Genomic DNA, 25,674 nt, shown 5'->3' on the forward strand with positions numbered 1-25,674 from the left:
CATAGGCTATCGGTACAACGACCCCGGTGTCCGCCCGAACGACGAACGGAACGCGGTGATGAACGCACTGGGGGAGGAGTAGCCGCATGCGGCGGCGACCTGCGTCACCGGGGCCCCGTCGGCCAGCAGGAGAGTGGCGCGGTGCAGCCGCACCTGATGACGCCACGTGGTGAACCCCATCCCGCACTCCGCCCGGAACAACCGCGACAGGGTGCGTTCGCTCGCCCCCACCCGGCGTCCCAGCGCCGCCAGAGGGAGGGTGGCCGACAGGTCCTCCTCGACGACGCGCTGCACGTCGCGCAGGCGTGGGTCGTGCACCGTGGGCAGCATCGTCGGCGGGGCGTCCGTGGCGACCAGCTGGTCGGTGAGCACGCCGAGGAGGCGGTGCTGCGCGGCGGTGACCGGTGCACCGGCGTCGGCGCAGGCCACGGCGAGCTCCCGGAACAGCGGGGTCGCCGGGACCAGGAAGGGCAGAGGGGGTGTGCCGGGGAACTCCGGCACCCCGACCAGGTGCACCGTGGCGCTGCCGTGCACCGTCCAGCTGTGGACCGTGCCGGACGGGACGAACACGGCCCGCACCGACGGTGTGAACCACGTGCCCTCCGGGACGAGGACCTCCAGCACCCCGGAACTGGCGTACACGATCTGGTGGGTGTCGTGGGAGTGCGGGGTCACGTCGGAGCCCGGGCCGAGGCGACGGGTCTCGGTGGGCGCGGTGGCGACGTGGCGGATTCCTGACATTGGTCGTCAGTCTAGTGAAAGCGCGCCGGGTACGGGGTCTGCGACGGTGGACCCCATGACCCCGCACGCCGCCAGTACCGCCGCCAGCCCCGCCGCCAGACGCAGCGTCCGCCTGCTGTCCTACTCCCACGCCACGGTCGACTTCTACCAGGGCGCGGTCGCCGCCCTCGTCTCCTTCCTCGTGCTGGAACGCGGCTACGGCTACGCCGCGGCGGCCGGGGTGGTGCTGGCGTCCTCCCTGGCGTCGTCGGTGGTCCAGCCGCTGTTCGGCGTGCTCGGCGACCGCTGGCGCATGCGCTGGCTGATCCCGGTGAGCATCGCCGTCGCCGGGGCCGGCATCGCCGCGGTGGCGGTCTCGGAGGCGTTGTGGGTGACCGTGCTGGTCGCCGCGGTGTCCGGCGTCGGGGTGGCCGCCTACCACCCGGCCGCGGCGGGACGCGCCCGGCAGATCAGTGGCAACGACCACGTGGTGATGTCCTGGTTCTCCCTCGGCGGCAACCTCGGTTTCGCCGTGGCGCCGGTGGTCGTCGCCGCCACGGTCGGTGTGCTGGGCCTTCGCGCCAGCCCGCTGCTCGCCGTGCCCGCGGTGACCGGGATCGTCGCGGCCGTGTGGGCCGGGCGCGTGCACGCCGCGCAGGACGCACCGGCCGGTGCGTCCGGTACGGCTGGTGCGTCCGCGCTGCCGGAGGACTGGGGGAGTTTCCTGCGCACCACCGTGGCGATCATGTGCCGCTCGGTGGTCTTCGTGGGCATCGGCTCGTTCATCGTGCTGTTCATGCACGAGTACCGGGGCGTGGGGGACGCTCTGGCCTCTGCCTCCCTGTTCGTGTTCTACCTCGGTGGCGCCGTCGGCACCGCGCTCGGCGGCCACCTCGCCCGGCGGTGGCCGCGCACCATGGTGCTGCGGGCGTCCTACCTGGTGGCCACGCCCGTGATCGCGGGCATGCTGCTGATCCCGGGGCCCGTCGCGTGGATCTTCATCGCGCTGACCTCCGTGGTGCTCTACGTGCCGTTCTCCCTGCACGTCACACTCGGGCAGGACTACCTGCCGCGGCACCCCGGCACCGCCAGCGGTGTGACGCTCGGCCTGGCGGTCTCGGTCGGCGGGGTGGCGTCGCCGGTGATCGGCGCGGCCGCCGACACCGTGGGTCTGGAGGTTGCGCTGCTGCCGCTCATCGCCCTGCCGCTGCTCGCCGCCGCGGTGCTGACCGGGGTGCGCGACCCCTCACGAGAACACCGACAGGGCGAAGACCAGGAAGAGCATCAGGTGCGCCGCCCCGTGGATCGCCGTGACCCGGCGGCCGGTGAAGCTCGCCACTGACAACAGCAGCGTGACCGCCAGCAGCACCAGGTTGGTGGGGGACTCGAAGAGCACCACGTGCTGCCCGGTGGCCATGCCGATGACCAGCACCGCCGGGATCGTGAGCCCCACCGTGGACACCAGGGCGCCGTGGCACAGGTTGCTGACCCGCTGGATCTCCCCGGCGTAGGCGGCGCGCACCGCGGTGATCGTCTCCGGCAGGAAGACGACCATGGCGATGAGCACGCCGGACAACGCCACGGGAGCGCCGGCGCGGGCCAGGCCCTCGTCCAGCAGCGTGGCCATGTCGTGGGAGAGCAGCACGATGGGCAGGACGGTGAGCAGCAGGACGACCGAGCGGGCGATGATCTCCGGGCGGTGCCCGGCACCGTCGGCGCGCGGCGCCGGGGCGTCCTGCGTGGTTTTCTGCGTGGTTGTTTCGGCGGTGACCTCCCGGAAGTCGGCGGCCTGCGCGCCGGTCTGGCGGTACAGGAAGTAGGCGTAGAGCACCACGGTGAGCAGTGCGATGGTCACTGCCTGGACGGAGGTGTAGGAGCCGTCCGACCCGATCAGGCCCGGCATCACGAAGGCCATCGTGGACAGCACCACGAGCAGGGCGAGGTAGGACGAGGTGCCCGTCCGGTTGGGGGTGAGGTCGCCGTGGCGTGTGCCGCCGACGAGCAGGGCCACGCCGACGACGAGGTTGAGGATGATCATCGACACCGCCATCACCGAGTCGCGGGCGATGGTGGTGTGTTCGCCGGGGCCGAGCATCACCGCTGAGATCAGGATGACCTCGATGACCACGATCGACAGGGTCAGCACGAGGGTGCCGTAGGGGTCGCCGAGGCGGTGGGCGAGGTGTTCGGCCTGGGCGACCACGCCGAAGGCGCAGACGACGATCACGCCGACGAGGCCGACGAGGACGGCGGTGAGTGCCGGGGTCGACAGGTCGCCGTCGAGGACGGGGCCGGCGAGGAGGGTGGCCAGGAAGGTCCCCCAGCCGAGGACGAGACGCGCGACGACGGACGTTGTGAGGGTCTCGCGCAGGGCGGATGCACTGGTCATGATCATGTACCCGGAAATTTCCGCGGGGCCGTCCCTGCTCATGCGGTGTGCCGACGGGTCGTCCCGCCGGAGTTCATGTTCGTGGCCATGGTAGCACCGGTGCGGCAGTGTGGGTGGGGGTGTCCGTCTCCGGTCAGAACGGCAGGAACACCAGCAGCCAGGCCAGCGCGGGGCCGATGAGGACGACCACCCCGGAGTACACGAGCATCTGGCGGAAGAAGCGGTCGCGGTGGGCGGAGTCCACGTTGGCCAGCACCATCGCACCGTTCGTGGAGAACGGGGAGACGTCCACCACGGTGGCGGCGATGGCGATGGCGGCGGCGGTGCCCGCGATCGGCAGGTCGCCGCTGACCAGGAACGGCGCGGCCATGGTGATGGCGATGCCGATCGTGGCGATCGACGACGCCAGCGCCGACACGATGCCCGAGAGGTAGCACAGCAGGAGCAGCCCGATCAGCGGGGCGCCGAGGGAGGACACCGCGTCGGAGATCACGTCGACAGTGCCGGCGGCCTCCAGCACCTCGATGTAGGTGATCATGCCGCCGACCAGCACGATCGTGGACCAGGAGACGTTCGCCAGGGCCGTGTGCGACGCCGCCGGCTTCAGGATCGCCAGGCAGCCGCCGATGACCAGGGACACCACACCGATGTTCAGGCCGAAGATGCCGGCGCCGAGGACCAGCGCGGCCAGACCGACCATGGTCACCACCTGGTACCAGCCGACGCGGGTGTGACGGCGCGTCGTCTGGTCCGTCCGGTCGGTCCCGCCCGTACCGCCCTCCTCGTCGGCCCTGACGAGCTCGAGGTCCGCGCGTGCCCGTGCGCCGAAGAGCTGGCGTCCGCCGAGGAAGAGGTACACGATGCACCCCATCAGCACGTTGAACCCCAGTGCCATGAGGAACAGCGTCCACTGGTGGTTGCCGAGGTCGTTGCTGCGCAGGAAGTCGTTGACGTAGATGCCGTAGACACTCAGCGGGGAGAGCAGCCCCGCCATGCCGCCGTGCACGACCATCATGCCCATCATCAGCTGGTTGATGCGGTAGCGGCGGGCGAAGGGGATGGCCAGCGGGGAGATCACGCCGATGGCGAAGATCGCGCCGATCGACATGAACGCGCCGGTCAGGGCGAAGAAGATCCAGGGCATCACCGCCCGGTTGCCGCGCACGGCCTTCATCGCCCAGTCGAGGATGATGTCGATCGTCCCGTTCTGCTGGGCGAACCCGAAGAGGTACGTCAGGCCCATCAGCGCGATCATCAGGTCCACCGGGAACCCGGCGAAGACCTGGTCGAACACCCCGTCGGCGCCGCCGCCTTCGCCTTCGCCGTCGCCGAAACCGGGTACCGCCAGGCCGACGATGAATGCACCGACCAGTCCGAGGATGCCGAGGTTGACGTTGCGTAGCGTGCCGATGAGGAAGATCAGCACCAGGACGGTGATCGTCAGGACGTGCGGGCTCACGGGACTCCTTGGCGGGTGGCGACGGGTGGATAACCGGGGTCATGGTACTCCGCTTGGTGAAGCTAACGTTCTCGGGGCCGACGCTGGCGCGGGGGTGGGCTTCGGGTCATTCCGCCCCGCGGATACGTTTGCCCCGGTAACCTGCTTATTCATGACGTTGCCCTCCGCGGGAAGGCCCGCGCACCCCTCATCTCTCCTCCCCATACGATCCACCAGACTGGCCGCCGTGCTCACCGCCGGCGCCCTCGCCGCCGTCGGTACGGTCGCGGTCCTGCCACCGGTGGTGGCGGACGCAGCGGAACGTCCTGCGCCGTCCGGCTGCGAGGCGTACGTCCCGCAGGACGCCGCTGAGTCGTCCACCAGCAGCGGTTCCGGGAGCCTCGGTAGCTCCGGCGCCGGGACGTCGCTACCGCAGGACGCCACCGGCGCCCTGGAGTGCCAGGTCCCGTCCCCGTCGATGGGCCGCGAGTTCTCCGTGATCGTGCGCCCCGCGCACACCGAGCAGAACCCCAAGGTCGCCCTGTTCCTGGACGGCGCGGACTCCGGCGAGGTCAACGGCTGGGTCGACAAGGCCGGTGCGCTCGACCACCTGGCGGAGGAGGACAAGACCCTCGTCTTCCCGGTCACCGATCCGTGGACCTGGTCGCAGAACTGGGACGAGGACGCCCCCGGCGACGCCGACGACGCTCAGTTCGAGACCTTCCTCGTCGACGAACTCCCGGATTACCTCGAGAACTCCTTCGACGTGCCGGACGGCGGGCGGGGGACCACCGGTGTGGTCGGGCTGAGCGCCGGGGCCTACGCCACGATGAACATCGCCTCGAAGCATCCCGAGCAGTACAACTCCGTCTACGCGCTCAGCGGAATCTACGACCCTCAGTCGCCGGGAGGACGCTTCGCCATCGACACCAGCGCCACCCGCCTCAGTGACCGCGGCCGGGCTCCCTGGACGTCCGAGGCCAGCCGTGCGGCGAACAACCCGACCCTCAACCTGGACAATCTCACCATGCCGGTGCTGGTCAACGTGTCCACCGGCATCGTGCACCCCGAGGAGCTGCGGAGTGAGAATCCGTCGGCCGCGATGTTCCTCGGCGGGCCAGTGGAGACGGGGACGTTCGTGATGACCGGGCAGCTCCAGGCCGAGACCGTGCGCCGGGGACTGGACAACTTCGAGTTCCGCTACGACATCTTCGGCGGTCACACCTGGCCCACGTGGCGGCGTGCGGCCTTCGACAAGGGCACGATCTGGACGTTCCTCGACAGGATCTGACGGGGAGGGTCGCCGGGGGACGTCAGCACGGGATCCAGTAGCGGCGTTTGGGTACGCTGTCGCCGGGTTTGGTGCGGAGGTCCTAAAGAACTCCTCCGTTGGCCTCGATGACGGCGGCCGATCCGGCGTTGTCGTCGTCGCACGTGAGTAGTGCCCGGTGAATGTCATGGTCGGCGAGTCGGGCCAGGGACTGGCGCAAGATTTCGGTGGCGTAGCCCCGACGTCGGAAATCCGGTGCCACGGCATATCCGATGTGACCGTCGTAGTTCAGCAGGTTCTCGGTGAGGCCGTAGCGGATGGAGGAACGACCTACGAGGGTGGGCTCGGCAGCAATCCCGGTCTCGGCTCCGTGTACTTCTGCGAGGAGGAAGTCTGCGGGGAGCCAACCTGGGGGAAGCTTGTCGCCCCGGTGCTGACACCGGACGCTCTCGAGGAAGTCCGCCCAGTCGGAACGGACGGCACCTGTTTCATCGGCCGGGCCTGCCGAGGCAGCGTTGGGGCTGAGTTGTCCTGCGCCGGCGAGGAAGTCGAAACTCTCGGTGGAGCAGGTGGCGTTCAACTCACGCACGCGGGCTTCATCGGTGGAGACGGGCAGGCGGAGCGTGAGTGGCATGGTGACCAGTGTATTGACGTTGTTGTCGAGCCCTGTCAGGGAGCGACGTTCTGGGCCCGGTTCGCGGCGACGTCGTTCTGGGTGAACTGCCCCTTGCGTCCCCACAGGAACCACAGTGCCGCGCCGAGCAGCGGGAAGGCGAGGATCAGCAGGAACCAGACCGCCTTGCCGCCGCCGGCGAGTACGTCGCTGGTGACGACGCTGACGAGTGCGGCGATGATGAAGGCCAGCAGGGCCAGGGCGATGACGCCGAGGACGACGAGTAGTGCGATGGCCCAGCCATCGGACAGGCTTCCGTCGGAGTTGGTGACCGCGGCGAGTGTGTACTGCATTGTTTTCCTCCAGAGGTGGTGGGGATGTATTGCCACCATGATGCCGCTGGGGAGGAGGTCTCGTCGTCAGACCACGGGATGATTCACGGTATGACTCACGGGAGTCGGGACGCCTCGATGAGGTGCCGGCTGGAGTACGCGGTGAACGGACGGCCCGCGCGCATGCCGGCGTCCAACTCCCGCAAGGCATCGGCGTAGCGCTCCACCGAGAAGTCCGGCACCCACCACACGCACTTGCGCAGCAGCCACACCACGGCACCGACGTCGAAGAACTGCATCCGGCAGCGGGCCGTCTCCAGGCGTCGGACGCTCAGGCCGGACGCCTCGGCGGCGGCGACCTCCCCGTCCGGCCCGTGCGGGTCCCGCGCCGCGCGTTCCACCGGATGCGGACCGAGGAAGTACTCGATGAGTTCGAAGCCGGACGCCGGACCCACGTGCTGCGCGAGGTAGCGTCCGCCGGGCTTGAGCACCCGGTGGATCTCCGACCAGTCCGGGGACACCGGGTGCCGGGAACTGACCAGGTCGAAGGACCGGTCGGGGAAGGGGAGCCGTTGCGCCCCGTGCGTCCCGACGACCTCCACGCCCCGGGGACCGAGCCGCTCGCGGGCGCGGTCCGCGTTCGGCGGCCAGGACTCCGTCACCGACATGCGACGTGGCAGGACGCGGGCCTCGTCGACCACCTCACCGCCGCCGGTGTCGATGTCCAGGGCGGCGGCACCGGGATTCTGCGCCAGGGTCCCCAACCGCGCGGACAGCAGGCCGGCGTACCCCCAGGGCGGGCGCTCCTCGGTGGCCCTGCCATCGAGCCAGGAAAAACCCAACCGTCCACGTCGGCGGCCCCGGCCTCGGCGACAAGCTCCTCGAATGACCTCATGGGGCCACTCTAACGAACCGGGAAAGCCCAACCGCACCTTGACCGTGCGGGAATTATCGCACTATCATCGTGCGGAAATATTCGAACGAATGAGGAGAAGAGCATGTCCCCATCCAGGACCTACGAACATCCCGACACAGACGACATCACCATCCACCGCGTACTTTTCGCGCTCAGTGAACCACTGCGGCTGAATATGGTTCGCATGCTCTCCGATGGTGGCGAGGTCGACAGTCTCGAGCTCGGACCCGACCTGCCTCGCTCCACCTTGACGCACCACACCAGGCTCCTCCGGGAGTCGGGCGTTGTCTTCGTCCGTGCGGAGGGGCGCAAGTGCATGATCGAGTTGCGTAGCGATGACCTTGAGTCCCGCTTCCCCGGACTTATCGACACCGTGCTCGGCGGATACGAGGAGGTGGACCCTTGATCCGCAAGGTATGGCCGTTGACCGCCGCCGCAGTTGCCCTGGGTATCGACGCCTACGTCCTCGCCGGCGTCCTGCCGCAGATCGCCGATTCCCTGTCCACCACCGCAGCGATGATCGGACTCGGTGTCACGGCGTTCACTGCCGCGTACGCGGTGGCGGGCCCTCTGTTGTCAGGACGGCTGACCCGGGGAAGCACCGCCCGTGCATTGCTGATCGCGCTCGGGGTCTTCAACCTCGGCAATCTCATCACCACCCTGGCACCTGGCGTGGAAGTATTCCTCGTTTCACGGGTCATCGCCGGTGCAGGTGCCGGCATCCTCACCGCTGTCGCCACGGCGACGGCGGCGGCCATGGTGGACGACACCGAACGGGGCCGCGCGATGTCGATGGTGACTTTCGGGCTCTCCGCCGGAACGGTCGCCGGCGTCCCCCTCGGCATGCTGATCGGCGACACAGCGGGCTGGCGGTGGACCATGGCCCTGGTCGTCGCTTTCGGAGTATGCAGCATGGCGGCGCTCGCTTTGCGAGCCCGTCACCTCCCGGTATTGGACAGTGGTGGTGGGCCGGTCTTCAGCGTGCTGCGCTCGGCGAAGACCAGCCTCGGCGTTGTGGCCGCATTCCTTCTCGGTGTCGCGAGCCTGGCGCTGTACACCTATCTCCTGCCGATGGCGGAATCCCGCGGCCTGGACGACTGGGGGTTCGCACTGGTGTGGGCCTGGGGCATCGGTGGGGTCGGGGCAACGGCCCTGATCGGCAAACCACTCGACCGCGTCGGTCCACGACCGTTCCTCATCGCGCTCCCGTTGGTTCTCGCGCTCGGCTTCAGCCTGGCCTGGACCAGTGCGAACCCCATCGTGTGGATCATCGCCGCGGCGCTCTGGGGCGCGGCGGGCTGGGCTACGGTGCCCACACTGCAACAGGCGCTGACGGCCGACCGACCTGCCCAGGCCATGCCGGTCATCGCCTTTCAGATGGCGGCGATGTACCTCGGTTCTGCCGTAGGCGCTGCGGCGGGAAGCGGTCTGCTCAGCGGCGGGGCCGTCGCAGCGGACCTCGCGGGGTGGGCTCTCCTCCCCGCTGGCGGAGCACTGCTGCTCGCCGGTGCCGTCAGCTTGCTGCTAACGCGCGGCGGCGACCCGGTCAGGCCTGCAGGTCGATGAGCACCTTGATGTCGTCGTCCCGGTGGTCGAAGGCCTCCTCGTAGTTCGACAGGGGCACCACGCGGGTGACCAGCGACGACAGCCAGTCGCGGTCGGCGTCGCCGAGGGCCTTGGCCGCGGCCCGCCAGTGGTCAACGTTGGCGTTGACGGAACCGACCACGGCGGTGTTGTTGAGCACCATGCGCTTGCCCGCGGCGGCGATGTCGACCTCCATCGGGTCACCCTCCTGGATGCCGAGCAGGCAGACGACCGGGTAGGGGTGCGCGTGGGTCAGGGAGGCGCCGACGAGCGGGCCGGCACCGGTGGTCTCGATGATGATGTCCGGGTCCACGGTGTCCAGGATCTCCCGGAACTCACCGGTGTGGTAGGTCGCGCCCAGGTCAGCAACCAGCTTCGGCTTGATGCCGTCCTCCACCCGGTCCACGACGTGGACGTCCAGGCCACGCTGCTGGCCGATCAGTGCGGCCAGCAGACCCACCGGACCGGCGCCCGTGATCACCACGGTGGTCGGCTCGTTCCACGCACGGTTGCCGACCCGGTCGACCTGGTCCCAGGCCTTGGCCACGACGGAGGTCGGCTCCAGCAGGGCGCCGGTCTTGCCCAGCGCCCGGTCGACCTTGACCACGAAGTCCTTGTCCACGACCCACTCCTGGGAGCCGAAGCCGTCGATCTCCTTGATGCCGCGCTCGCGGTACTCGCCGTTGCGGCACATGTCGAACTCGCCGCGGGCACAGGCGCCGCAGGGCTCCGGGTCCGGACGGCGCACCACGCCGACGACCAGGTCACCCTCGGCGAAGTCGGAGCCCTCCGGGGCAGAGATGACCTCTCCGAGGGACTCGTGGACGATGATCAGGCGTTTGTGGCCCTCCGGCGCCCAGCCGTAACCGCCGGAGTTCAGGTCGTGGTCGGTTCCGCACACGCCGAGGGCGAGTCCACGGACGAGCAGCTCGCCGGGCCCCGGGGTGGGGGCGTCGAACTCCTCGACGGTCAGGGAGTCGGCCCGACCTGGTTCTACAGTGATGGCTTTCATGGTTCCTCCTGAAATCGACTATCCGGCGTACTGCCGGACGGGTTGTCCCTGGACGCCGGGTTCGGCGACGTAGACCGCCCCGGCGGTGGGTTGGGTGCCGTCGGGGACGCTCTCCCTGGTCGTGGTGATGAACAAGCGGTCCAGGTCCACACCGCCGAAGGTGCAGGCGGTGATGTTCGTGACCGGCAGGTCCACCTGCTCGACCAGGCGTCCCGAGGGGTCCCGGCACTCCACGCGTGAGCCGCCGTAGACGGCGGTCCACACGTTGCCCTCGGCGTCCACGCACAACCCGTCGGGCCCACCGGCCGGGTCGGCGTCGTCGAGGGTGAACAGGGTCCGTCCGTCGTGCAGGCCCTGCTCGGCGTCCCACGAGAACACCTGCGTCGAGCGGGTCGGGGTGTCGTTGTAGTACGCCAGCGTCCCGTCCGGGCTCCAGTCGATGCCGTTGGAGACCGTCACCGCCTCCAGTGCCGTGGTCACGGTGCGGTCGGCGGCCAGCGCCACCAGCACCCCGCCGCCGGACGCCTGGTCGTAGCGCATCGACCCGCCGTACAGCGTCCCGTCCGGCGAGCAGCCGCCGTCGTTGAAGCGCACCTCGGAGGAGGACAGGACGTCCACCACCGGTGCCAGGTCGGACAGGGCCGGGTCGTCCGCGAGGCGGACGGCGTGCTCGGTGGCGACCACCGCTCCGCCGCCCCGGCGGGGGCGCAGGAACGCGGCGACCGGGTCGCCGACGGCGACGGCGGTGACCGATCCGTCCTGCGCGGCGGTGAGGACCCGACCTGCGGTCATGTCGACGTAGCGCAGCGTTCCGGCGACGGACGAACCGTCCTGCGGCCACCACACGGGGCCCTCGGCGTGGAAAGCGACCGGCTCGGTGAACTGTGAGGCTCTCATAAATCTGAGTGTAGGCACGCCCCGAACGCAGTGTGGTAAGGCTACCCCCGCAGGTATCGCGGGGTAGCGTGGCGGCATGGCGAAAACAGGAGACCGGACGACACGGGAGACACTGCTGCGCAGTGGCCATGCATTGTTCGGCGTAATCATAATCGGACTGGGCGCGGCCATCCTCCAGACGGGTGGGGTCGGCGTCGACCCGTACACCGCGATGAACATCGGCATCGCGGCGTCGCTCGGGTGGACACTGGGCGCCTACCAGCTGCTCAGCAACCTCGTGCTGTTCATCCCCGTGCTGATCTGGGGGCGCAAGTACATCGGGCCCGGCACCGTGATCAACATGGTGCTCACCGGGTTCTTCATCGACCTGTTCACCTGGATGCTCAAGCCGCTGAAGCCCGAGGATCCGTCGATGCTGGTGATGACCATGTTCTTCCTCATCGGCATCGGGGTCTTCGCCTTCGGCGCCAGCGCCTACATGAGCGCCGGGGTCGGAACCGCCCCCTACGACGCGATCGCGCCGATGATCGTGGAGCGCACCAAGCTGTCCTACACCTGGGTCCGCGTCCCGCAGGACGTGCTGATCGTGGTCCTGGCGATCCTGTTCAAGGGCCAGGTCGGCTTCGGTACCGTGATGACCGCGTTCTTCAACGGGCCGCTGATCCAGAACTTCACCGAGAAGTTCAACCGGCCCGCCGTGGAACGCCTCGTGGGAAAGAAGTAGTCAGAACACCGGCCACGGCACCGCCGGCATGTGGCCGCCCGGGGCGGGGAACCGGCCCGCGGCGAGCCGCCGGTCGCACCGCCCGGCCAGGGCGGCGACCTCCGCGACGCTGAGCAGCTCGCCGAGCCGCTCGGCCAGTCCGCCGGTGACGTCGCTGGTGAGGCCGTCGCGCACCGCGCGCACCGCGGCGAGTTCGGCGTCCTGCAGGTCCTCACCGACCCAACCCCACAGCACCGTGCGCAGTTTGTCCTCGGTGTGGAAGGTCAGGCCGTGGTCCACGCCGAACAGGTGCCCGCCGGCGGCGGGCAGGATGTGGCCGATCTTGCGGTCGGCGTTGTTGACCAGCACGTCGAAGAGCGCCATGCGCCGCAACGCGGGGGAGTCCTCGTGCAGCAACGACACCGGCTCGTCGTCCTCGTCGACGCCGTCGAGGACGTGACGCCAGCCGTCGGCGACCAGCCGCGGGGCGTCCGGCGTGGCCACCAGTTCGACCGGCGAGGTGTCGGTGACCGGCTCGCACCACAGCTGCACCATGCCCTCGCCGAACGGGCCGTCGCGCAACCAGGTGCGCGGCACCACGTCGAAACCCAGGGCGTCCGACAGGACGTAGGACGCCACCTCCCGGCGTGCCAGGGTTCGGTCCGGGAAGTCCCACAGCGGCTTCTCGCCGATCAGCGGCTTGTACACCACCAGTGTCCCGTCGACGGTGCCACGGAAGGTGGCGTTCGACGCGGCGACGATGCGCCCCTCCAGTTCGAGCTCGCCCTGCGGGAGAGTACCGGTGACGTCGGAGCTCACGTCACAGCCCGTCGGGGATGCCGCACTCGTGGCCCTCGGGGTCCATCGGCTCACCGCAGCGCGGGCACAGCGGACGCCCCGAGTTCACGATCGCCAACGTCCGGTCCACGAACGCCTTCGCCGCACCCACCGGGATGCGCACCGACAGCAGCTCGTCCGGCTCGACCTCGAGCTCGACCGGCTCATCGGCGTCCACCGACGCCTGCAGCTCCTCGAGCTCCTCGGCGTCCAGCTCCGGCGGGGGAGCGGCTTCGATCACCACCTGCGAGGTCTTCGGGTCCCAGCCCAGGCTGAGCACCCCGACCCGGAACTCCTCGTCGACGGGCATGTCCAGCGGATCATCGTCGACGAGCAGCTCGTCGGTGACGTCCGGGACGTTGAAGGGGTTGCCGTCCTGGCTGCGGAGTTTGCCGAGCAGCTCGGCGATCCCCTCCGCCAGCGCGGCGGACTGCTGCTTCTCCAGGGCGACGCTGACCGTGGTGCCACGGTCGCGGGCCTGCAGGTAGAACGTCCGGTCACCGGGCATCCCCACAGTGCCGACGACGAAGCGGTCCGGCCAGTCGAATCCGTGTGTGGTGGTGGGCATGGGGCCCATTGTAGGAGCCTTGGACGTGCCGGTGCAGCAAATAGGTCGCGGAGATCAGCGCGAGTGGCCGGCGCCGCCGCCGACCTGTGCTTCGGTGTCGCCGGTGTTGCTGGCGGCCGTGGCCAGTGCCGCGAGCCAGGACAGGTCGCCGTCGGTGGTGTTCACGCACAGCACGTGCGGCATCGCCGCGGTGTAGCGGATGATCGTCACCGACGCGGGGTCGGCGTGCACACGCTGGAAGTGGTCGAAGGGCATGCCGTAGGCGTCGGCGATGACGGACTTGATGATGTCGCCGTGGCTCACCGCCGCCCACACCGCTCCGGGTCCGTGTCCGGACTCGATCGCGGCATCGTGGCGCCGGACCGCGGCGACGGAACGCTCCTGCATATCCGTCAACGATTCCCCGCCGGGGAACTGCGCGGCGGACGGTTGCTCAATGACCGTCTTCCACAGATCTTCCTTGCCGAGTTCGGCGAGTGAGCGACCTTGCCAGTCGCCGTAGTCGCACTCGACGATGCCGTGCTCGGTGATGAGCTCGGGTGCCGTTGTCTGCTGGTCGATGATGGTTTTCGCGGTCTGTTGGCAGCGCTCCAGTGGGCTGGCGACGACGGAGGCCAGGGGGACCTCGGCGAGGCGTGCGGCGGTGCGGTGGGCCTGGTGGTGCCCGGTGTCGTCGAGGAGGACGCCGGGGGTGCGTCCGGCGAGGACGCCGTCGGTGTTCGCGGTGCTGCGTCCGTGGCGGACCAGGATGACTGTGGCCATGGCGCCGAGGTTAGCCGTGGTGGGGCCGGTCGTGCAGTGGGGCCGATGTCATCTGAGCCATGCCCTGGGGGCATTTTCAGGGCGGGAACTGCCCCGGGGCATGACTCAGGTGACATCGTGGCAGGAGGGGCACGCCACCCCGCCCGGCGCCCACCCACCGCTGACCCCGGCGACTCTGTGGCCCGCGAGCCGGGGGCTACACTCTTCCCCGATGGTAATCATGCGTGCAGAGGCGGCCTATCAGCGGACGGCGGCGGCCTTCAGGAATCCGACGCTTGACCTGCTGCACGGCAGGTACGCGCCGTTCGTCGTCGCGGCGTTGTCGCTGATCTTCACCCCGGACCGTCCCACCGTGGCGATCTCGGACGCCCACGTGGAAGTCGGGGACGTCGTCGACGAGCTGCGTGCCGCCGGCTACGACGAGGACGACCGGGTCGACCGGGGCTCCCGTGGCCTGCCGTCCGGCACCGGCCGGGAGATCTGCCGCTACTGGGTGCGCGTCGGCTGGCTCGTCCCGCAGATCGAGGACGACGTGGAGGTCTACCGGCTCTCCGCGCAGGCCGTCGGCGCCCTGGAGATCGTCGGACGCAGCGGCCTGGGACGTGCGCGGGTGTCGCGCTCGCGTGTGCGCACCCTGCTGGACGCCGTGGACCAGCTCGCCCACGCCGCCGAGACCGACCCGCAGGAACGCATCGCCACGCTGCAGGCCGAACGTGCCTCGATCGACGAGGAGATCGCACGGCTCGAACGCGGCGAGATCGACCCCGTCGACGACGACCAGCTGCTCGAGGAGGCGGAGAACGTCGCACACCTGTCCCGCGAGCTGCCGGCGGACTTCGCCCGGGTGGCGGAGTCGATCAACGCGATGCAGCGCGACGTGGTCGCGGACCTGCGTCAGGACGTCCGGCCCACCGGCGAGGTCCTGCGCGAGTACCTGCACCGTGGCCAGCACGTCATGGAGGCCACCCCGGAGGGCCGGGCGTTCTCCGGGGCGTTGAACCTCATCGGCGACCCGGAGCACATCGACCACCTCACCGACCAGCTCAGCATGCTGATGGCGTTGCCGTTCTCCCGGCACATGGGTGCCGAGCAGCGTCGGGAGCTGCTGGCGATCGCGCGGCGTGTGGAGCAGGGCGTGCAGGAGGTGCTCACGGCGCAGCGTCGGGCGTCGCACGTGATCACCGCGCAGGTGCGGACCCACGACCCGGTGCGTGACCGGGAGGTCGACGACCTGCTGCGCACCGTGATGTCGGGGCTGCAGACGTGGATGCATCAGACCGGGGCGCAGGCGCGCCGGCATGACGAGGTCGAGCCGCTGCGCAGTTTCCCGACCGCGCACCTGGGGCATCTGCGTCAGACGCTCAACGACCTGGAGGTGCCCGGTGGTCCGGAGCCGCTGCGGTCGGACGAGTCGGACGTGGAGTTCCTCCACGCCGACACGCGCGCCTGGGGCGGGCCGTACTACCGCGAGCTGGAGGAGTACGTCGCCGGGTTGGACGGCGACAGCTTCGACCTCGCCGACGCCTTCGCCGCGGTCCCGCAGGACGCCAGACGTCCCGTCGACCTGCTGGGCCTGCTGGAGATCGCGCACCGCAACGGCATGCAGGACGGCGAGGACGTCTCCGTGGTGGAGACCGTGCGCCCCGACGGCACCGTCCGGCGCTTCGCCTTCGGCGCCGTCACAGCAAACACAGCAGCCGACACCGACCGAGGAGCTGAGCAATGACCGAGAACGAGCCGTTCATCGACACCGTGCCGATGGAGCAGGACCCGGACGAGTGCTTCGCCGGCGACCGCGGTGTGCTGGACCCGGAGGTGCGCCGGGTGCTGGTGCGTCTGCTGCAGCGCCGGTTCCTGCAGGCCGACCGTAACCGGGAGGACTGGAAGGTGCTGATGGACAACCAGCAGGTCATCGAGTCGCGGCTGCACGACCTGTTCGTGCGCCTGGTCGTCGACTCCGACCGCGGGGTGGCCTACAAGCAGCAGGTCCGCTCCGACGAGCTGGACGTGCCGATCCTGCTGCGCGATGAGGCCTACACCCGTGCCGAGACGCTGGTGCTGGTGTACCTGCGCACCGTCTACCAGCGCGAGTCCACCGCCGGCGAACTCGCCGCCCGGGTGGACGTCGAGGAGGTCGAGCAGACCGTGATGACCTACTTCACGCAGGCCAACGGGGACGTCGCGCGGCGTCAGAAGCTCATCCGCAACGCCCTCGGCCGCCTGCGCCAGGAGGGTGTGATCGACGAGGAGACCGAGGGCCGCTACCGCATCAGCCCGCTGGTGGAGATCGTGCTCAGCGCCGACCGGCTGCGTGAGCTCGACGAGTGGCTGAAGAAACAGGTTCAGGAAGACGGAGGTACGGAACTGTGACGATGCTCGACACGTTGTTCGGTCTGGTGCCGGCTGAGTCCCGCGGGCAGCAGTGGTTGGCCGACGAGCTGCACCTGGTCAACTGGGGCGGCTACGACGGCGCCCACCGGGTGAAGTTCTCCCCGGAGGCCACGCTGCTGTGCGGCGGGTCCGGTTCCGGCAAGTCCACGCTGATGGACGCCTACATCGCGCTGATGATGCCGCACACCACCCCGTTCAACGGTGCGTCCAACGGGGGAGTGACCGGCCGGCCGCGCGGCGAGGACCAGCGCAACATCCTGTCCTACGGGCGCGGCAAGATCGACGAGTCGCGCACCGACGACGGCACGCAGGTCACCGTGCTGCGCGGTGACGGCTGCGACACGTGGACGGCGGTGTCGATGACCTGGACCGACCACGACGGCTCCCGGTTCACCGCGGTGCGCGCCTGGTACATCCCGGCGTCCGCCCGCGTGCTGGACGACACGGTGAAGGTGCGCGGTGTGGCCGAGGGCGAGTTCGACCCGGCCGTGCTGGAGCAGGCGGCCGAGCGACGGCTGTCGGACGCCGCGGTGCGGGCCGTGGGTCTGGAGACCATGGCCACCGACCGGGAGTTCCTGGCGCGCGTGCACTCGGTGCTGGGCATCGGTGCGGCGGGTGCGGGGGCCAAGGCGATGAGCCTGCTCGCCCGGATCCAGGCAGGTCAGCAGATCACCACCGTCGACGAGCTGTACAAGCGCATGGTTCTCGAGGAGCCGGAGACGATGGCCACCGCCGACGCCGTGGTCGCCCACTTCGACGAGCTGGAGAGCACCCGCACCCGGATGGTTACCGCCCAGAAGCAGGTCCGGGTGCTGCAACCCGTCCGCGGCATCCGGGCGAGGATCGAGGAGTCCGCCGAGCGGCTGCGCCTGCTCGACGAGCTCGGACGCTTCGCCGACGCGTCCTCCCTGGCGTCGTTGTGGCGCACCTCCCGTCGTCTCGACCTGCTGCACGAGGCGGAGACCGAGGTGCGCACCCGCAAGCAGGCCGCGGACGCCGAGGTGCGCGCGCAGGTGGCGTCCGCCGAGGCGGCCGAGGCCGAGCGCGACGGCCTGGTGGACGTCCTGCGCCACTCCGGCGGCGACCGCCTGGACACCGCCGAACGCGAACTCACCCAGGTCGACCGGCGGCTGACCGCGGTGCGGCAGAACCGGGAACGTTTCGAGGAGAACACCGCCTGCCTGGACCTCGACGTGGCCACCGGCGACGACTTCGCCGCGCTGGCCGAGCGGGCGCGCGCCGCGCTCGCCGACCGCGACGCCAAGACGTCCTCCCGCGACGCCTACGCGGAGTCGCGCGCGCAGCTCAAGGACCTGTGCCGGCGGCTCGCCGAGGTCGAGACCGAGCACCGCTGGACGCAGCAGCGTCGCGACAACATCCCCGAGCGCCTGCACGTCGCCCGCCGGCTGCTGGCCGACGCCGCCGACCTGAGCATCGACGACCTGCCCTTCGTCGGCGAGCTGGTGGACGTGGCCACCGAGTACGAGCCCTGGCGCGAGGCGTTCAACCTGGCTCTCGGCGGCTTCGCCACCACCATGCTCATCGACGCCGACGACCTGCCCCGCTTCCGCCGGGCCGTGGAGACCGTGCGCACCGACGTGCGGCTGCGCTACGAGGGCGTGCACACCGGCTTCGAGCAGCGCGACGGCCTGGACCCGCAGCGCCTGCCCGGACGCCTGGACTACCGCGAGACCGCCTTCACCGGCTGGCTGCAGGACCGCCTGGAACGCCAGTTCGGCTTCCACTGCGCCGACTCCGCCGACGAACTCTCCGAACGTCAGCCCGCGCTCACCATCACCGGGCAGGTCTCCCAGGGCGACCGCGGAGCCCACGGCGGGCACGGCGGACGCAACGTGCTGGGCTTCTCCAGCCACCGGCGCCTCGGCGAACTCGAGGAGACCATCGGTGCGTTGCGCACACAGGTCCGCGAGGCGGAGGACGCCGAACGTGCCGCCGGCGCCGACCTCGACGCCCTGGACGCCCGGCACGCCGCCTACTCCCGCGTCACCGACCTGACCTGGGAGGAGATCGACGTCGCCAGCGTGGAGGCCGAACGTGCCCGCTGGTCCGGCATCATCGACGAGATCACCGACGGCAACCCCGAGATCGCCGACCTGCAGCGGCAGATCGCCGAGCTGAAGGTCACCGTCACCCGCCTGCAGGAGTCCACCGGACGCGCCAAGGGCGAGCAGGAACGCCTGGCCGCGCAGTGGGCCGACACCGTCGACGAGGTCGACGCCGCCCAGGAGGCACTCGACGAGGCGGAGAGCGCCGGCCGGGAACTCGACGACGCCCAGGCGTCCTACCTCAACGAACGCTTCGACCCGCCGGAGGCCGCAGACGCCGGCGCCGGTTCTGCGGCGACCGCCAAGCGTCTGGCCAGGTTCGACGCCGCGCTGGACACCGCCTCCAGGCGCCTGGAGGACGACCGGGCCGCCGCGCAGAACACCGTCGCCGAGCAACGCGAGGCGCTGCGCCGGACCATGGAGACCTTCCTCGACGCCTGGCCCAACCCCACGCTGCGCGCCGACCCCGACACCTCCCTGAAGGACTTCGAACGCATCCTGGTCGACCTGGAGACCAGCGGGCTGCACGAACTCGAGGCCGAGTGGCGCGACAGCCTGCTCACCCTCTCCGGCAACGACCTGACCAACCTGGACTCCACGCTGGGACGCTCGCTGCGCGAGATCCGCGAGCGCATCGAACCGATCAACCGGATCATGGAGGACCTGCCGTTCTACGACGACGACCACCGGCTGCAGATCTCCCCGCGGGAGAACCAGTCCGAGGTGCGCCGCCGCTTCCGCAAGGACCTGCGCGACGTGCGCACCCTCATCGCCGAGGCCGGCAACGACGGCGAACGTGAGCAGGCCTACGAGCGCATGGCGCGACTGATCAACCGGATCCGACGCACCGCGCCCGACTTCGCCGACCTGGTGGACGTGCGCAACCACGTGCGCGTCAGTGCGGAGAAGATCCACGCCGGGACCAAGGAGCACGCCGCCCTCTACGACCACATCGGCGAGAAGTCCGGTGGCGAGTCCCAGGAGCTCATCGCCTTCATCGTCGGTGCGGCACTGCGTTACCAGCTCGGCGACGCCGACGCGGCGCGTCCCCGCTACGCGCCGGTGTTCCTCGACGAGGCGCTGATCAAGGCGGACGCACACTTCACCGAACGTGCCATCGGTGCCTGGCGGGGCCTCGGCTTCCAGTTGGTCATCGGCGCGCCGAACGACAAGTACAGCGCGATCGAACCGCACGTGGACGTGGAGTACGACATCCTCAAGGACACCCGCGGGCGCTCCTGGGCTAAGCCGAAGGTGGGGTTGGTGGGGTGAGAGGCACCCCGCGTCGCGTGCAGGATAGGGCCCTCGCGTGCCAAGGAAGGGACGACTCCGGCACGCTACCGGGGGGGGGGGTCGGTGGCCTACTGCTGCGTGGTGTTGACGATGTAGAGGTCGCAGGGCGACTCCGCGGCGACCTTGCGCGCGATGCTGCCCAGGATCCGGGAGAAGCCCTGGACGTGCTTGTTGCCCACCACGATGGTGTCAGCGTCCAGCTCATCGGCCTTCTTCAGCAGGGCCTCGGCCGGGGTACCCTCCACCGCGGCGGCGTGCACGGTGATGGAGGGGTACTTCTCGCGCAGGACGTCCGACACGGAGTCGGCGACCTCCTGCGCGGCGTGCGAGTAACTCTCCGTGAGCCGACGGTAGGCGGCCTGCGTCCCGGCGCTCGGGTTGTTCGCCCGGGCGGCCTCCAGGGTGACCGTGCCGCTGATGCTGAACGCGGAGAGCACGTGCAGCTCCGCACCGGTGCCGGCGGCCAGCTCGGCCGCCTTGTCGGCGGCGGCGAGGGCCGTCTGGCTGGAGTCGACACCGGTCACGATCGTCTTGGTCATGGTGCACCTTTCGAGGGAAGGACGGATACTTTCGTCAGTGTAGTCTGCGTCGGAACAGTGCGTGTCCCGGTACGAGCCTCAGTGCGTGGTGTGCACGATGAACAGGTCGCACGGTGCCTCGGCGGCGACCTTGCGCGCCACACTGCCCAACACCCGGGAGAACCCCTGAACGTGCTTGTTGCCGACCACGATTGTCTCGGCGTCGAGCAGTTCGGCCTGGCGCACGAGCACCGCCGCCGGCGTGCCCTCCTGGGCTGACGCCTCGACGGTGAGCCCGGGGTGCGCCTCTCGCAGCACGTCGGCGACAGCCTCGGCCACCTGTCCGGCGGCCCGGGCCTGCCCCTCACTCAGCCGCTGGTAGGCGACCGAGGTCGACAGTCCGAGGTCCCGGGTCTTGAACGACTGCAGGGTGTCGGCCGTGCTGGTGCTGAAGGCGGAGAACACGTGGAGCTCGGCCCCGGTGCCCTCGGCGAGTTCCGCGGCGCGCATCGCCGCGTTGAGCGCGGTCTGACTGGAGTCCACGCCGGTCAGGATGATCTTCTTGCTCATCGGGGGCCTTCCTGGGGATCGGTCGGTGAGGTGGGTGAAATGGGTGAGGCGGTGGCGGTAGCCGAGGTTGTGTCGTTCTCGGCGGCCTCTGCCTGAGCCTCTGCCTCGTCCTCGGCGCTTCCGGTGCCGCCGTCGGCCAGGCCGGCCTGCTCGATGAGCTTGGGGCGGCGCACGGCCTGCCAGATGGCGAAGGCGATGGAGGCGATGGTCAGGATACCGAGAACCAGTGGGATGGGCTCGAGCATCCAGGTGAAGCTGCCGTTGTTGATGATCATCGCACGGCGGAAGCCGCTCTCGGCGATGGGGCCGAGGATCACGCCGATGATCAGCGGGGCCAGCGGGTAGCCGCCCTTGACCATGATGTAGCCGAGGATCGCGGCGAGGAACATCACCAGCACGTCGAAGACGCTGGAGCGCATGGCGTAGGAGCCGACGACGGCGAGCACGATCACCGACGGCCACAGCAGGCGCGGCGGGACGGACTCGATGAGCTTCACCCAGAAGCTCGTGCCGAACCAGCCCAGGACCAGCAGCACCAGGTACACCAGTGCGAAGCCGATGAACAGGCCGTAGATCAGGTCCGGGCTGCCGGTGAACAGGGTCGGGCCGGGCTGCAGGCCGTGCACGGTCAGCGCACCGATGAGCACGGCGGAGGTCACGTCGCCCGGGATGCCCAGGGTCAGGGTGGGCACCATCGCACCGGCGGTGCCCGCGTTCTTCGACGACTCCGCGGCGGCGATGCCCCGCGGGTCGCCCTTGCCGTACTGTGACTTGTCCTTCGCCGCACGCTTGGACTCGTTGTAGGCAACGAAGGAGCTGATGTCGCCGCCGACGCCGGGGATGATGCCGATGATGAAGCCGATGGCGGAGCCCAGGAGGCTGGACGGTGCCAGTTTGCGGAACCAGGACGGTGTGGCACGGAACTTCTCCGGCTTCATCTTCAGGTTCAGCTTCGTGACCCGCTCGACCTGCAGGAAGGCCTCGGAGACGGCGAACAGGCCGATCATCAGCGGGATGAAGGAGATACCGGAGATCAGGTCGGCGTTGCCGAAGGTCAGGCGGGGGAAGCCCTGGATGGTGTCCAGGCCGATCATGGCGATGCCCAGGCCCAGGAAACCGGCGATGAGGCCCTTGACCATGCGTCCCTCGGAGATCGAGGCGATGATCGTCAGGGCGAACAGGGCGAGCATGAAGTTCGCCGAGGAACCGAAGCCCAGGGCGAAGTTCGCGATCACCGGGGAGAAGAACGCGAGCAGCAGCACGCCGACGAAACCGCCGATGCAGGACGCCAGCACGGAGATCTTCAGGGCCTGCACGCCCTTGCCCGCCAGGGTCATGGCGTGCCCGTCGGCGACGGACGCGGCGGAGGCTGGCGTCCCCGGCGTCCTGATCAGGATGGCGGGGATGGAGCCGGCGTAGACGGCTCCGCCGTAGATGCCGAGCAGCAGCATCATTCCGGCCAGTGGTTCGAAGGCGAAGGTGAAAGGGAGCAGCAGCGCCACTCCGACCGTCGCCGAGATGCCGGGTAGTGCACCGACGACCACGCCGATGAGCACACCCAGGACGAGCATGAACAGGACCTGCACGTCGGCGATGGCGCCGAAACCTTCTATCCAGTTACTCATGGCATGATCCCCTCGATGATGCCGTCGGGCAGGTAGACACCCAGGGCGGCGGTGAACAGGTAGTAGACGACGACGACGGCGACGGCGACCGGCACGAGCACCAGTCGCAGCGGGCTACGGATACCCATGATCAGCAGGCCGACGACCATGAAGACCAGGGTGGAGAGCATGAAGCCCAGCGGTGTCATCGCGTAGGTGTAGGCGATGCCGGCGACCACGATGAGCACCGTGCGCAGCCGGGCGCCCTTCTCCGGCAGGAAGGTGTTCTTCTCCGCGTTGAACAGCAGGAGCACACCGAGTCCGGCGAGGGCGAAGCCGATGAGGCGGGGGAGTGCGGCGGTGCCCGGGTCCTCCGGCTGCCCCGGTTCAGGGAAGCCGGCGGCCAGGACGAGCAGGGCGACGCCGAGCAGCAGGATGATCACCGCGATGATGCGGTCACCCAGGAGTGAGCCCTGCGCTTGTGTCTGGGGTTGTGTCTGTGTGTCGGTCATCATTCCGCTCCCAGTCCTGCATCGGAGACGACGGTCTCGTAGCGGTCGTATTCCTCAGAGAGGAAATCGTCGAAGCCGGCTGCGTCCTTGTACTCCTGGGTGAAGCCCAGGTTGTCCATGTAGTTGGCGAAGCCCTCGCTCTGGCGCGCCTCGTTGAAGCACCTGTTGAGTTCCTCGACGTCCTCGTCCGGGGTGCCGGACGGGGCGAACAGGCCGAGGATGGCGTAGCTCGTCCAGTCCACGCCGGCCTCCTCCACGGTGGGGACGCCGGGAAGCAGGTCGTCGAGGCGCTTGTCGCCGGCGATCGCCAGGGCACGTAGCTGGTTCGACTCGACGTAGGGCGCGATCTCCGCGGCGCCGACGGCGACGGCGCGGGTCTCGTGCCCCATGACCGCCTGCAGGGCGCCGGCGGCGCCGCCGTAGGGGACGTTGCGGATGTTGGGTTGCTCGGCCGCCTGGGCGAGCCCGGCGAAGCCCATGTGGTAGATCGAACCGGTGCCGGAGCTGGCCATCGTGACGTCCTCGTCGGTGGTCAGCAGTTCGTCGACGTCCTCGATGTCGGAGTCCGGCGGCACACCGTAGGCGACGGGCTGTTCGCTGTACTGCATGATGCCGCGGACGTCGTCCGGCCCGATCTCGGACACCCCGAGGTGGGGAAGGATCGAGAGTTCGATGGTCGCCACACCGATGGTGTTGCCGTCCGGGGCGGAGGAGGCGACGGACTGGAAGCCGACCGTGCCGGAACCGCCGGACTCGTTGCGGATGATCACGTCGCGTCCGCAGGTCTGCTGGGCGTAGATGGCGAGCTGGCGGGCGGTGCCGTCGGCGGAGCCGCCCGGGTCGAAGGGGACGACCAGGTTCAGGGGTGCACCGCCGGACGAGGAGCCCTCCGACTCCTCGTCGGTGCCGCAGGAGGTCAGTGCGAGGGCACCGACCAGGGTGAGTGCGGCGACGGCGCGTCCTGCCCTACGGGTGGTTCCTGGTCTCGGTCGTGTTGGGATCTGTCCACTCATGCATGGTCCTCGGGTCTCAACGTCGGTCGCGAGCGAGTGTTCACTGTGCGAACTCTCGTTCGCTTTACGACCAAAACTTACCCGATGGAAAGTGTTCTGCACAAAATCGCCGGTTAAATTTGAGGTCAGTCACTTCCCTCGCGCTCGACGACGAGGATCCGGGCCTCCGGGGCGGGGTGGGCGACATGGGCGTCGCCGACCTCGACACAGCACAGCGAACCCGGGGTGAGGTGCTCGACACGCTCCTCACCGTCCACGGTGTAGTGCATGTCCACCGCACCGTCGAGGACGACGAAGATCTCCGGGCCGTCGTTGACGTGCCACTTGTACGGTTCGTCGGTCCAGTGCAGCCTGGCGGTCGCGGTCTCGAACACCCCGAGGTCGAGGGCGCCCCACGGGCGCTCGGCGGTGAACTCGCTGGCGTTGATGAATCTCATGTGTTGCTCCGTGTTCTTGTCCGGGTTCTTGTCAGGGGTGGACGTGGACGGTCGTCCCGCCGAGTACCCGCCCGTTGACCTGCACCTCGATACGGTGCGGACCGGGGTGGATCGTGCGGATCGACACGTGGGCGAAGGCGTGCCGGCGGCTGAACTGCACGGCCTGACCCGGCGGGAGGTCGCGCACGGTCAGCTTGAACACCTTGCCCGCCTTCGGCCCGCGCGCCCCCTGGTAGTGCACCACGTAGTCCACGGCCGCCCGTGTCGGCGCCGTCGCGGCGTCCGCACGCAGGGTGAAGGACAACGTCGTCGCCTCGCCGATGGCGATCGTCGACGGGGAGCAGGACAGCTCCAGGAGCTCGACCGGGGCATCCGGGTCGAAACCGAGGATCGCCAGGGCGCGCGGATCGCCGCGTTTGATCAGTGTGCGCAGGCTGTGCCGCACCACGAAGTCGCCCTGGGTCGACGCCTCCGCCCACCGGCGGGCCGTCTCCAACGCGAGCTCAGGATGGTCCTTGGCGATGTCGTTGAGGTGGTTGGCCACCGAGCGCCGGACGTATAGGGAGCCGTCGTTGACCAGGCCCTCCAGCAGCTCCAGCGCGTCGGACGGGTCGGCGATGAAGCGGGGGAGACGCCCCGCCCAGGGCAGACGCGGGCGTGTCCCCTCCGAGACCAGGCGTCGGACGTGCTCGTCCGGGCTGTCGACCCAGGTGCGTAGGTGCGCCATGGTGGTCTCGTAGTGGTTCAGGATGAACGGGCGGATCGCGAACTCCGCGGTGTGGTGCGAGGTGAGGTCGGCCAGCAGCGGCAGGGCCACGTCCGGCCGGTCCGCCATCGCCACGGCGACGTAGTCGTTCACCGGCATCCCCGCCCATTCCGGCAACGCCGTCGCGGTGCCGTCCTGGCCGCCGGCGCGCAGGACGCGGCGGACGACGTCTGCGGCGCCCTCGGCGTCCTGCGCGTTGTCTTTGTCGTCGCCGGACGCCGGCAGCGTCGCCGCGAGCGCGGCGGCGATCTGCGCGCTCCGCGCCTTGAGCTCCAGGTCAGCAAGGCCCGAGAGCGCCAGGTTCTCGAAGGCCGCGCGGTCGAAGGTGGGGGATGCCGCGGCGAAGGCGGCCCCGATGCCCGTGACGAGCTCCGGTGACAGGTAGTCCTTGAACGCTGACTTCTGGGGCTTGTCGTTCTGCTCGTCCGTCATAGGCGACAGTTTGCCATGGGCGTGTCAGCCG

At 69.5% G+C, this 25,674-nt stretch carries 26 protein-coding genes; 8 read left to right on the plus strand and 18 right to left on the minus strand.

What is annotated here, in order from left to right; genetic code table 11:
* Positions 1 to 6: 6 nt before the first annotated feature.
* On the minus strand, positions 7 to 741 hold the full coding sequence (locus ACT3UN_RS12895) for an AraC family transcriptional regulator (RefSeq protein WP_301441884.1): 735 nt from the start codon (positions 739 to 741) through the stop codon (positions 7 to 9).
* A 55-nt stretch (positions 742 to 796) separates the two neighbouring features.
* Between ACT3UN_RS12895 and ACT3UN_RS12900 the strand changes: the two genes are divergently transcribed.
* Positions 797 to 2,062 carry an MFS transporter gene (locus tag ACT3UN_RS12900; protein ID WP_441582463.1) on the plus strand — a complete coding sequence of 422 codons (1,266 nt, stop codon included), beginning with the start codon at positions 797 to 799 and terminating at the stop codon, positions 2,060 to 2,062.
* Here the strand turns inward: ACT3UN_RS12900 and ACT3UN_RS12905 are convergent.
* The gene (locus ACT3UN_RS12905) at positions 1,967 to 3,109 is read right to left on the minus strand and encodes a calcium:proton antiporter (RefSeq protein ID WP_441582464.1); all 1,143 of its coding nucleotides are present in this window, start codon (positions 3,107 to 3,109) and stop codon (positions 1,967 to 1,969) included. The genes ACT3UN_RS12900 and ACT3UN_RS12905 overlap by 96 nt on opposite strands.
* A 133-nt stretch (positions 3,110 to 3,242) precedes the next feature.
* Complete coding sequence (locus tag ACT3UN_RS12910) at positions 3,243 to 4,568, minus strand: SLC13 family permease (RefSeq protein WP_301441881.1); 1,326 nt, start codon at positions 4,566 to 4,568, stop codon at positions 3,243 to 3,245.
* Positions 4,569 to 4,794: 226 nt separating this feature from the next.
* On the opposite strand from ACT3UN_RS12910, the gene ACT3UN_RS12915 reads away from it, so the two are divergent.
* Positions 4,795 to 5,838 (plus strand): alpha/beta hydrolase, encoded by a 1,044-nt coding sequence (locus tag ACT3UN_RS12915; protein WP_301441880.1) that lies wholly within the window; start codon positions 4,795 to 4,797, stop codon positions 5,836 to 5,838.
* A gap of 82 nt (positions 5,839 to 5,920) precedes the next feature.
* On the opposite strand, the gene ACT3UN_RS12920 is transcribed toward ACT3UN_RS12915, so the two are convergent.
* The 3 genes from ACT3UN_RS12920 to ACT3UN_RS12930 form a co-directional block, all read right to left on the minus strand.
* Complete coding sequence (locus ACT3UN_RS12920; protein WP_301441879.1) at positions 5,921 to 6,451, minus strand: GNAT family N-acetyltransferase; 531 nt, start codon at positions 6,449 to 6,451, stop codon at positions 5,921 to 5,923.
* 35 nt (positions 6,452 to 6,486) lie between these two features.
* A complete protein-coding gene (locus tag ACT3UN_RS12925; RefSeq protein ID WP_301441878.1) occupies positions 6,487 to 6,783 on the minus strand; it encodes a PLD nuclease N-terminal domain-containing protein in 297 nt (98 codons plus the stop codon).
* A gap of 95 nt (positions 6,784 to 6,878) precedes the next feature.
* Positions 6,879 to 7,604, minus strand: coding sequence for a class I SAM-dependent methyltransferase (locus ACT3UN_RS12930; protein WP_444657235.1), 726 nt, complete (start codon positions 7,602 to 7,604; stop codon positions 6,879 to 6,881).
* A 156-nt stretch (positions 7,605 to 7,760) separates the two neighbouring features.
* On the opposite strand from ACT3UN_RS12930, the gene ACT3UN_RS12935 reads away from it, so the two are divergent.
* A complete protein-coding gene (locus ACT3UN_RS12935; protein ID WP_301441877.1) occupies positions 7,761 to 8,084 on the plus strand; it encodes an ArsR/SmtB family transcription factor in 324 nt (107 codons plus the stop codon).
* Positions 8,081 to 9,244: an MFS transporter gene (locus tag ACT3UN_RS12940; protein WP_301441876.1), complete on the plus strand. Its 1,164-nt coding sequence runs from the start codon at positions 8,081 to 8,083 to the stop codon at positions 9,242 to 9,244. Before ACT3UN_RS12935 ends, ACT3UN_RS12940 begins: the two co-directional genes overlap by 4 nt.
* Here the strand turns inward: ACT3UN_RS12940 and ACT3UN_RS12945 are convergent.
* Positions 9,225 to 10,274, minus strand: a complete 1,050-nt coding sequence (locus ACT3UN_RS12945; RefSeq protein WP_444657236.1) for a glucose 1-dehydrogenase — start codon at positions 10,272 to 10,274, stop codon at positions 9,225 to 9,227. The genes ACT3UN_RS12940 and ACT3UN_RS12945 overlap by 20 nt on opposite strands.
* An 18-nt stretch (positions 10,275 to 10,292) precedes the next feature.
* Positions 10,293 to 11,171: an SMP-30/gluconolactonase/LRE family protein gene (locus tag ACT3UN_RS12950; protein ID WP_301441874.1), complete on the minus strand. Its 879-nt coding sequence runs from the start codon at positions 11,169 to 11,171 to the stop codon at positions 10,293 to 10,295.
* Between the two features lie 76 nt (positions 11,172 to 11,247).
* Here ACT3UN_RS12950 and ACT3UN_RS12955 point away from each other — a divergent pair, with 76 nt between their 5' ends.
* Positions 11,248 to 11,895: a YczE/YyaS/YitT family protein gene (locus ACT3UN_RS12955; RefSeq protein WP_444657237.1), complete on the plus strand. Its 648-nt coding sequence runs from the start codon at positions 11,248 to 11,250 to the stop codon at positions 11,893 to 11,895.
* Here ACT3UN_RS12955 and ACT3UN_RS12960 read toward each other — a convergent pair whose 3' ends face one another.
* From ACT3UN_RS12960 to ACT3UN_RS12970, 3 genes are read right to left on the minus strand one after another with little or no spacing between them, the layout of a single operon-like run.
* Complete coding sequence (locus ACT3UN_RS12960) at positions 11,896 to 12,693, minus strand: SCO1664 family protein (protein ID WP_444657238.1); 798 nt, start codon at positions 12,691 to 12,693, stop codon at positions 11,896 to 11,898.
* A gap of 1 nt (position 12,694) precedes the next feature.
* The gene (locus ACT3UN_RS12965; protein WP_301441871.1) at positions 12,695 to 13,279 is read right to left on the minus strand and encodes a DUF3090 domain-containing protein; all 585 of its coding nucleotides are present in this window, start codon (positions 13,277 to 13,279) and stop codon (positions 12,695 to 12,697) included.
* 54 nt (positions 13,280 to 13,333) lie between these two features.
* On the minus strand, positions 13,334 to 14,041 hold the full coding sequence (locus tag ACT3UN_RS12970; RefSeq protein ID WP_301441870.1) for an MSMEG_4193 family putative phosphomutase: 708 nt from the start codon (positions 14,039 to 14,041) through the stop codon (positions 13,334 to 13,336).
* A 211-nt stretch (positions 14,042 to 14,252) separates the two neighbouring features.
* On the opposite strand from ACT3UN_RS12970, the gene ACT3UN_RS12975 reads away from it, so the two are divergent.
* The 3 genes from ACT3UN_RS12975 to ACT3UN_RS12985 are packed head-to-tail and all read left to right on the plus strand — an operon-like array spanning position 14,253 to position 19,770.
* A complete protein-coding gene (locus tag ACT3UN_RS12975) occupies positions 14,253 to 15,767 on the plus strand; it encodes a DUF3375 domain-containing protein (RefSeq protein WP_301441869.1) in 1,515 nt (504 codons plus the stop codon).
* Entirely contained in the window at positions 15,764 to 16,411 is a 648-nt protein-coding gene (locus tag ACT3UN_RS12980) for a DUF4194 domain-containing protein (protein ID WP_301441868.1), read from the plus strand. Before ACT3UN_RS12975 ends, ACT3UN_RS12980 begins: the two co-directional genes overlap by 4 nt.
* Before the next feature lie 2 nt (positions 16,412 to 16,413).
* Positions 16,414 to 19,770, plus strand: a complete 3,357-nt coding sequence (locus tag ACT3UN_RS12985; protein ID WP_441579523.1) for an ATP-binding protein — start codon at positions 16,414 to 16,416, stop codon at positions 19,768 to 19,770.
* Positions 19,771 to 19,859: 89 nt separating this feature from the next.
* On the opposite strand, the gene ACT3UN_RS12990 is transcribed toward ACT3UN_RS12985, so the two are convergent.
* From ACT3UN_RS12990 to ACT3UN_RS13020, 7 genes are all read right to left on the minus strand, one after another.
* Positions 19,860 to 20,330, minus strand: a complete 471-nt coding sequence (locus ACT3UN_RS12990) for a universal stress protein (RefSeq protein WP_301442948.1) — start codon at positions 20,328 to 20,330, stop codon at positions 19,860 to 19,862.
* 78 nt (positions 20,331 to 20,408) lie between these two features.
* The gene (locus ACT3UN_RS12995; RefSeq protein ID WP_444626468.1) at positions 20,409 to 20,879 is read right to left on the minus strand and encodes a universal stress protein; all 471 of its coding nucleotides are present in this window, start codon (positions 20,877 to 20,879) and stop codon (positions 20,409 to 20,411) included.
* Positions 20,876 to 22,504, minus strand: a complete 1,629-nt coding sequence (locus tag ACT3UN_RS13000; protein WP_444626470.1) for a tripartite tricarboxylate transporter permease — start codon at positions 22,502 to 22,504, stop codon at positions 20,876 to 20,878. Before ACT3UN_RS13000 ends, ACT3UN_RS12995 begins: the two co-directional genes overlap by 4 nt.
* Positions 22,501 to 22,995: a tripartite tricarboxylate transporter TctB family protein gene (locus ACT3UN_RS13005; RefSeq protein WP_301442945.1), complete on the minus strand. Its 495-nt coding sequence runs from the start codon at positions 22,993 to 22,995 to the stop codon at positions 22,501 to 22,503. Before ACT3UN_RS13005 ends, ACT3UN_RS13000 begins: the two co-directional genes overlap by 4 nt.
* Positions 22,995 to 24,008, minus strand: coding sequence for a Bug family tripartite tricarboxylate transporter substrate binding protein (locus ACT3UN_RS13010; RefSeq protein ID WP_441582468.1), 1,014 nt, complete (start codon positions 24,006 to 24,008; stop codon positions 22,995 to 22,997). The genes ACT3UN_RS13005 and ACT3UN_RS13010 overlap by 1 nt, the downstream gene beginning before the upstream one ends.
* 125 nt (positions 24,009 to 24,133) lie before the next feature.
* Positions 24,134 to 24,445, minus strand: coding sequence for a cupin (locus tag ACT3UN_RS13015; protein WP_301442943.1), 312 nt, complete (start codon positions 24,443 to 24,445; stop codon positions 24,134 to 24,136).
* Positions 24,446 to 24,476: 31 nt separating this feature from the next.
* A complete protein-coding gene (locus ACT3UN_RS13020) occupies positions 24,477 to 25,643 on the minus strand; it encodes a DNA alkylation repair protein (protein WP_301442942.1) in 1,167 nt (388 codons plus the stop codon).
* Between the last annotated feature and the right edge of the window lie 31 nt (positions 25,644 to 25,674).

The sequence above is a fragment of the Corynebacterium sp. AOP12-C2-36 genome, from assembly GCF_052379185.1.
Classification (GTDB): domain Bacteria; phylum Actinomycetota; class Actinomycetes; order Mycobacteriales; family Mycobacteriaceae; genus Corynebacterium.

Coding starts and splice junctions, on each gene's coding strand:
- ACT3UN_RS13015 (WP_301442943.1), bottom strand. CDS start 24,445: ATGAGATTCATCAACGCCAGCGAGTTCACCGCCGAGCGCCCGTGGGGC.
- ACT3UN_RS13020 (WP_301442942.1), bottom strand. CDS start 25,643: ATGACGGACGAGCAGAACGACAAGCCCCAGAAGTCAGCGTTCAAGGAC.
- ACT3UN_RS12965 (WP_301441871.1), bottom strand. CDS start 13,279: ATGCCCACCACCACACACGGATTCGACTGGCCGGACCGCTTCGTCGTC.
- ACT3UN_RS12945 (WP_444657236.1), bottom strand. CDS start 10,274: ATGAAAGCCATCACTGTAGAACCAGGTCGGGCCGACTCCCTGACCGTC.
- ACT3UN_RS12950 (WP_301441874.1), bottom strand. CDS start 11,171: ATGAGAGCCTCACAGTTCACCGAGCCGGTCGCTTTCCACGCCGAGGGC.
- ACT3UN_RS13000 (WP_444626470.1), bottom strand. CDS start 22,504: ATGAGTAACTGGATAGAAGGTTTCGGCGCCATCGCCGACGTGCAGGTC.
- ACT3UN_RS12990 (WP_301442948.1), bottom strand. CDS start 20,330: ATGACCAAGACGATCGTGACCGGTGTCGACTCCAGCCAGACGGCCCTC.
- ACT3UN_RS12975 (WP_301441869.1), top strand. CDS start 14,253: ATGGTAATCATGCGTGCAGAGGCGGCCTATCAGCGGACGGCGGCGGCC.
- ACT3UN_RS12955 (WP_444657237.1), top strand. CDS start 11,248: ATGGCGAAAACAGGAGACCGGACGACACGGGAGACACTGCTGCGCAGT.
- ACT3UN_RS12935 (WP_301441877.1), top strand. CDS start 7,761: ATGTCCCCATCCAGGACCTACGAACATCCCGACACAGACGACATCACC.
- ACT3UN_RS12970 (WP_301441870.1), bottom strand. CDS start 14,041: ATGGCCACAGTCATCCTGGTCCGCCACGGACGCAGCACCGCGAACACC.
- ACT3UN_RS12980 (WP_301441868.1), top strand. CDS start 15,764: ATGACCGAGAACGAGCCGTTCATCGACACCGTGCCGATGGAGCAGGAC.
- ACT3UN_RS12895 (WP_301441884.1), bottom strand. CDS start 741: ATGTCAGGAATCCGCCACGTCGCCACCGCGCCCACCGAGACCCGTCGC.
- ACT3UN_RS12995 (WP_444626468.1), bottom strand. CDS start 20,879: ATGAGCAAGAAGATCATCCTGACCGGCGTGGACTCCAGTCAGACCGCG.
- ACT3UN_RS12905 (WP_441582464.1), bottom strand. CDS start 3,109: ATGACCAGTGCATCCGCCCTGCGCGAGACCCTCACAACGTCCGTCGTC.
- ACT3UN_RS12900 (WP_441582463.1), top strand. CDS start 797: ATGACCCCGCACGCCGCCAGTACCGCCGCCAGCCCCGCCGCCAGACGC.
- ACT3UN_RS13005 (WP_301442945.1), bottom strand. CDS start 22,995: ATGACCGACACACAGACACAACCCCAGACACAAGCGCAGGGCTCACTC.
- ACT3UN_RS12920 (WP_301441879.1), bottom strand. CDS start 6,451: ATGCCACTCACGCTCCGCCTGCCCGTCTCCACCGATGAAGCCCGCGTG.
- ACT3UN_RS12985 (WP_441579523.1), top strand. CDS start 16,414: ATGCTCGACACGTTGTTCGGTCTGGTGCCGGCTGAGTCCCGCGGGCAG.
- ACT3UN_RS13010 (WP_441582468.1), bottom strand. CDS start 24,008: ATGAGTGGACAGATCCCAACACGACCGAGACCAGGAACCACCCGTAGG.
- ACT3UN_RS12925 (WP_301441878.1), bottom strand. CDS start 6,783: ATGCAGTACACACTCGCCGCGGTCACCAACTCCGACGGAAGCCTGTCC.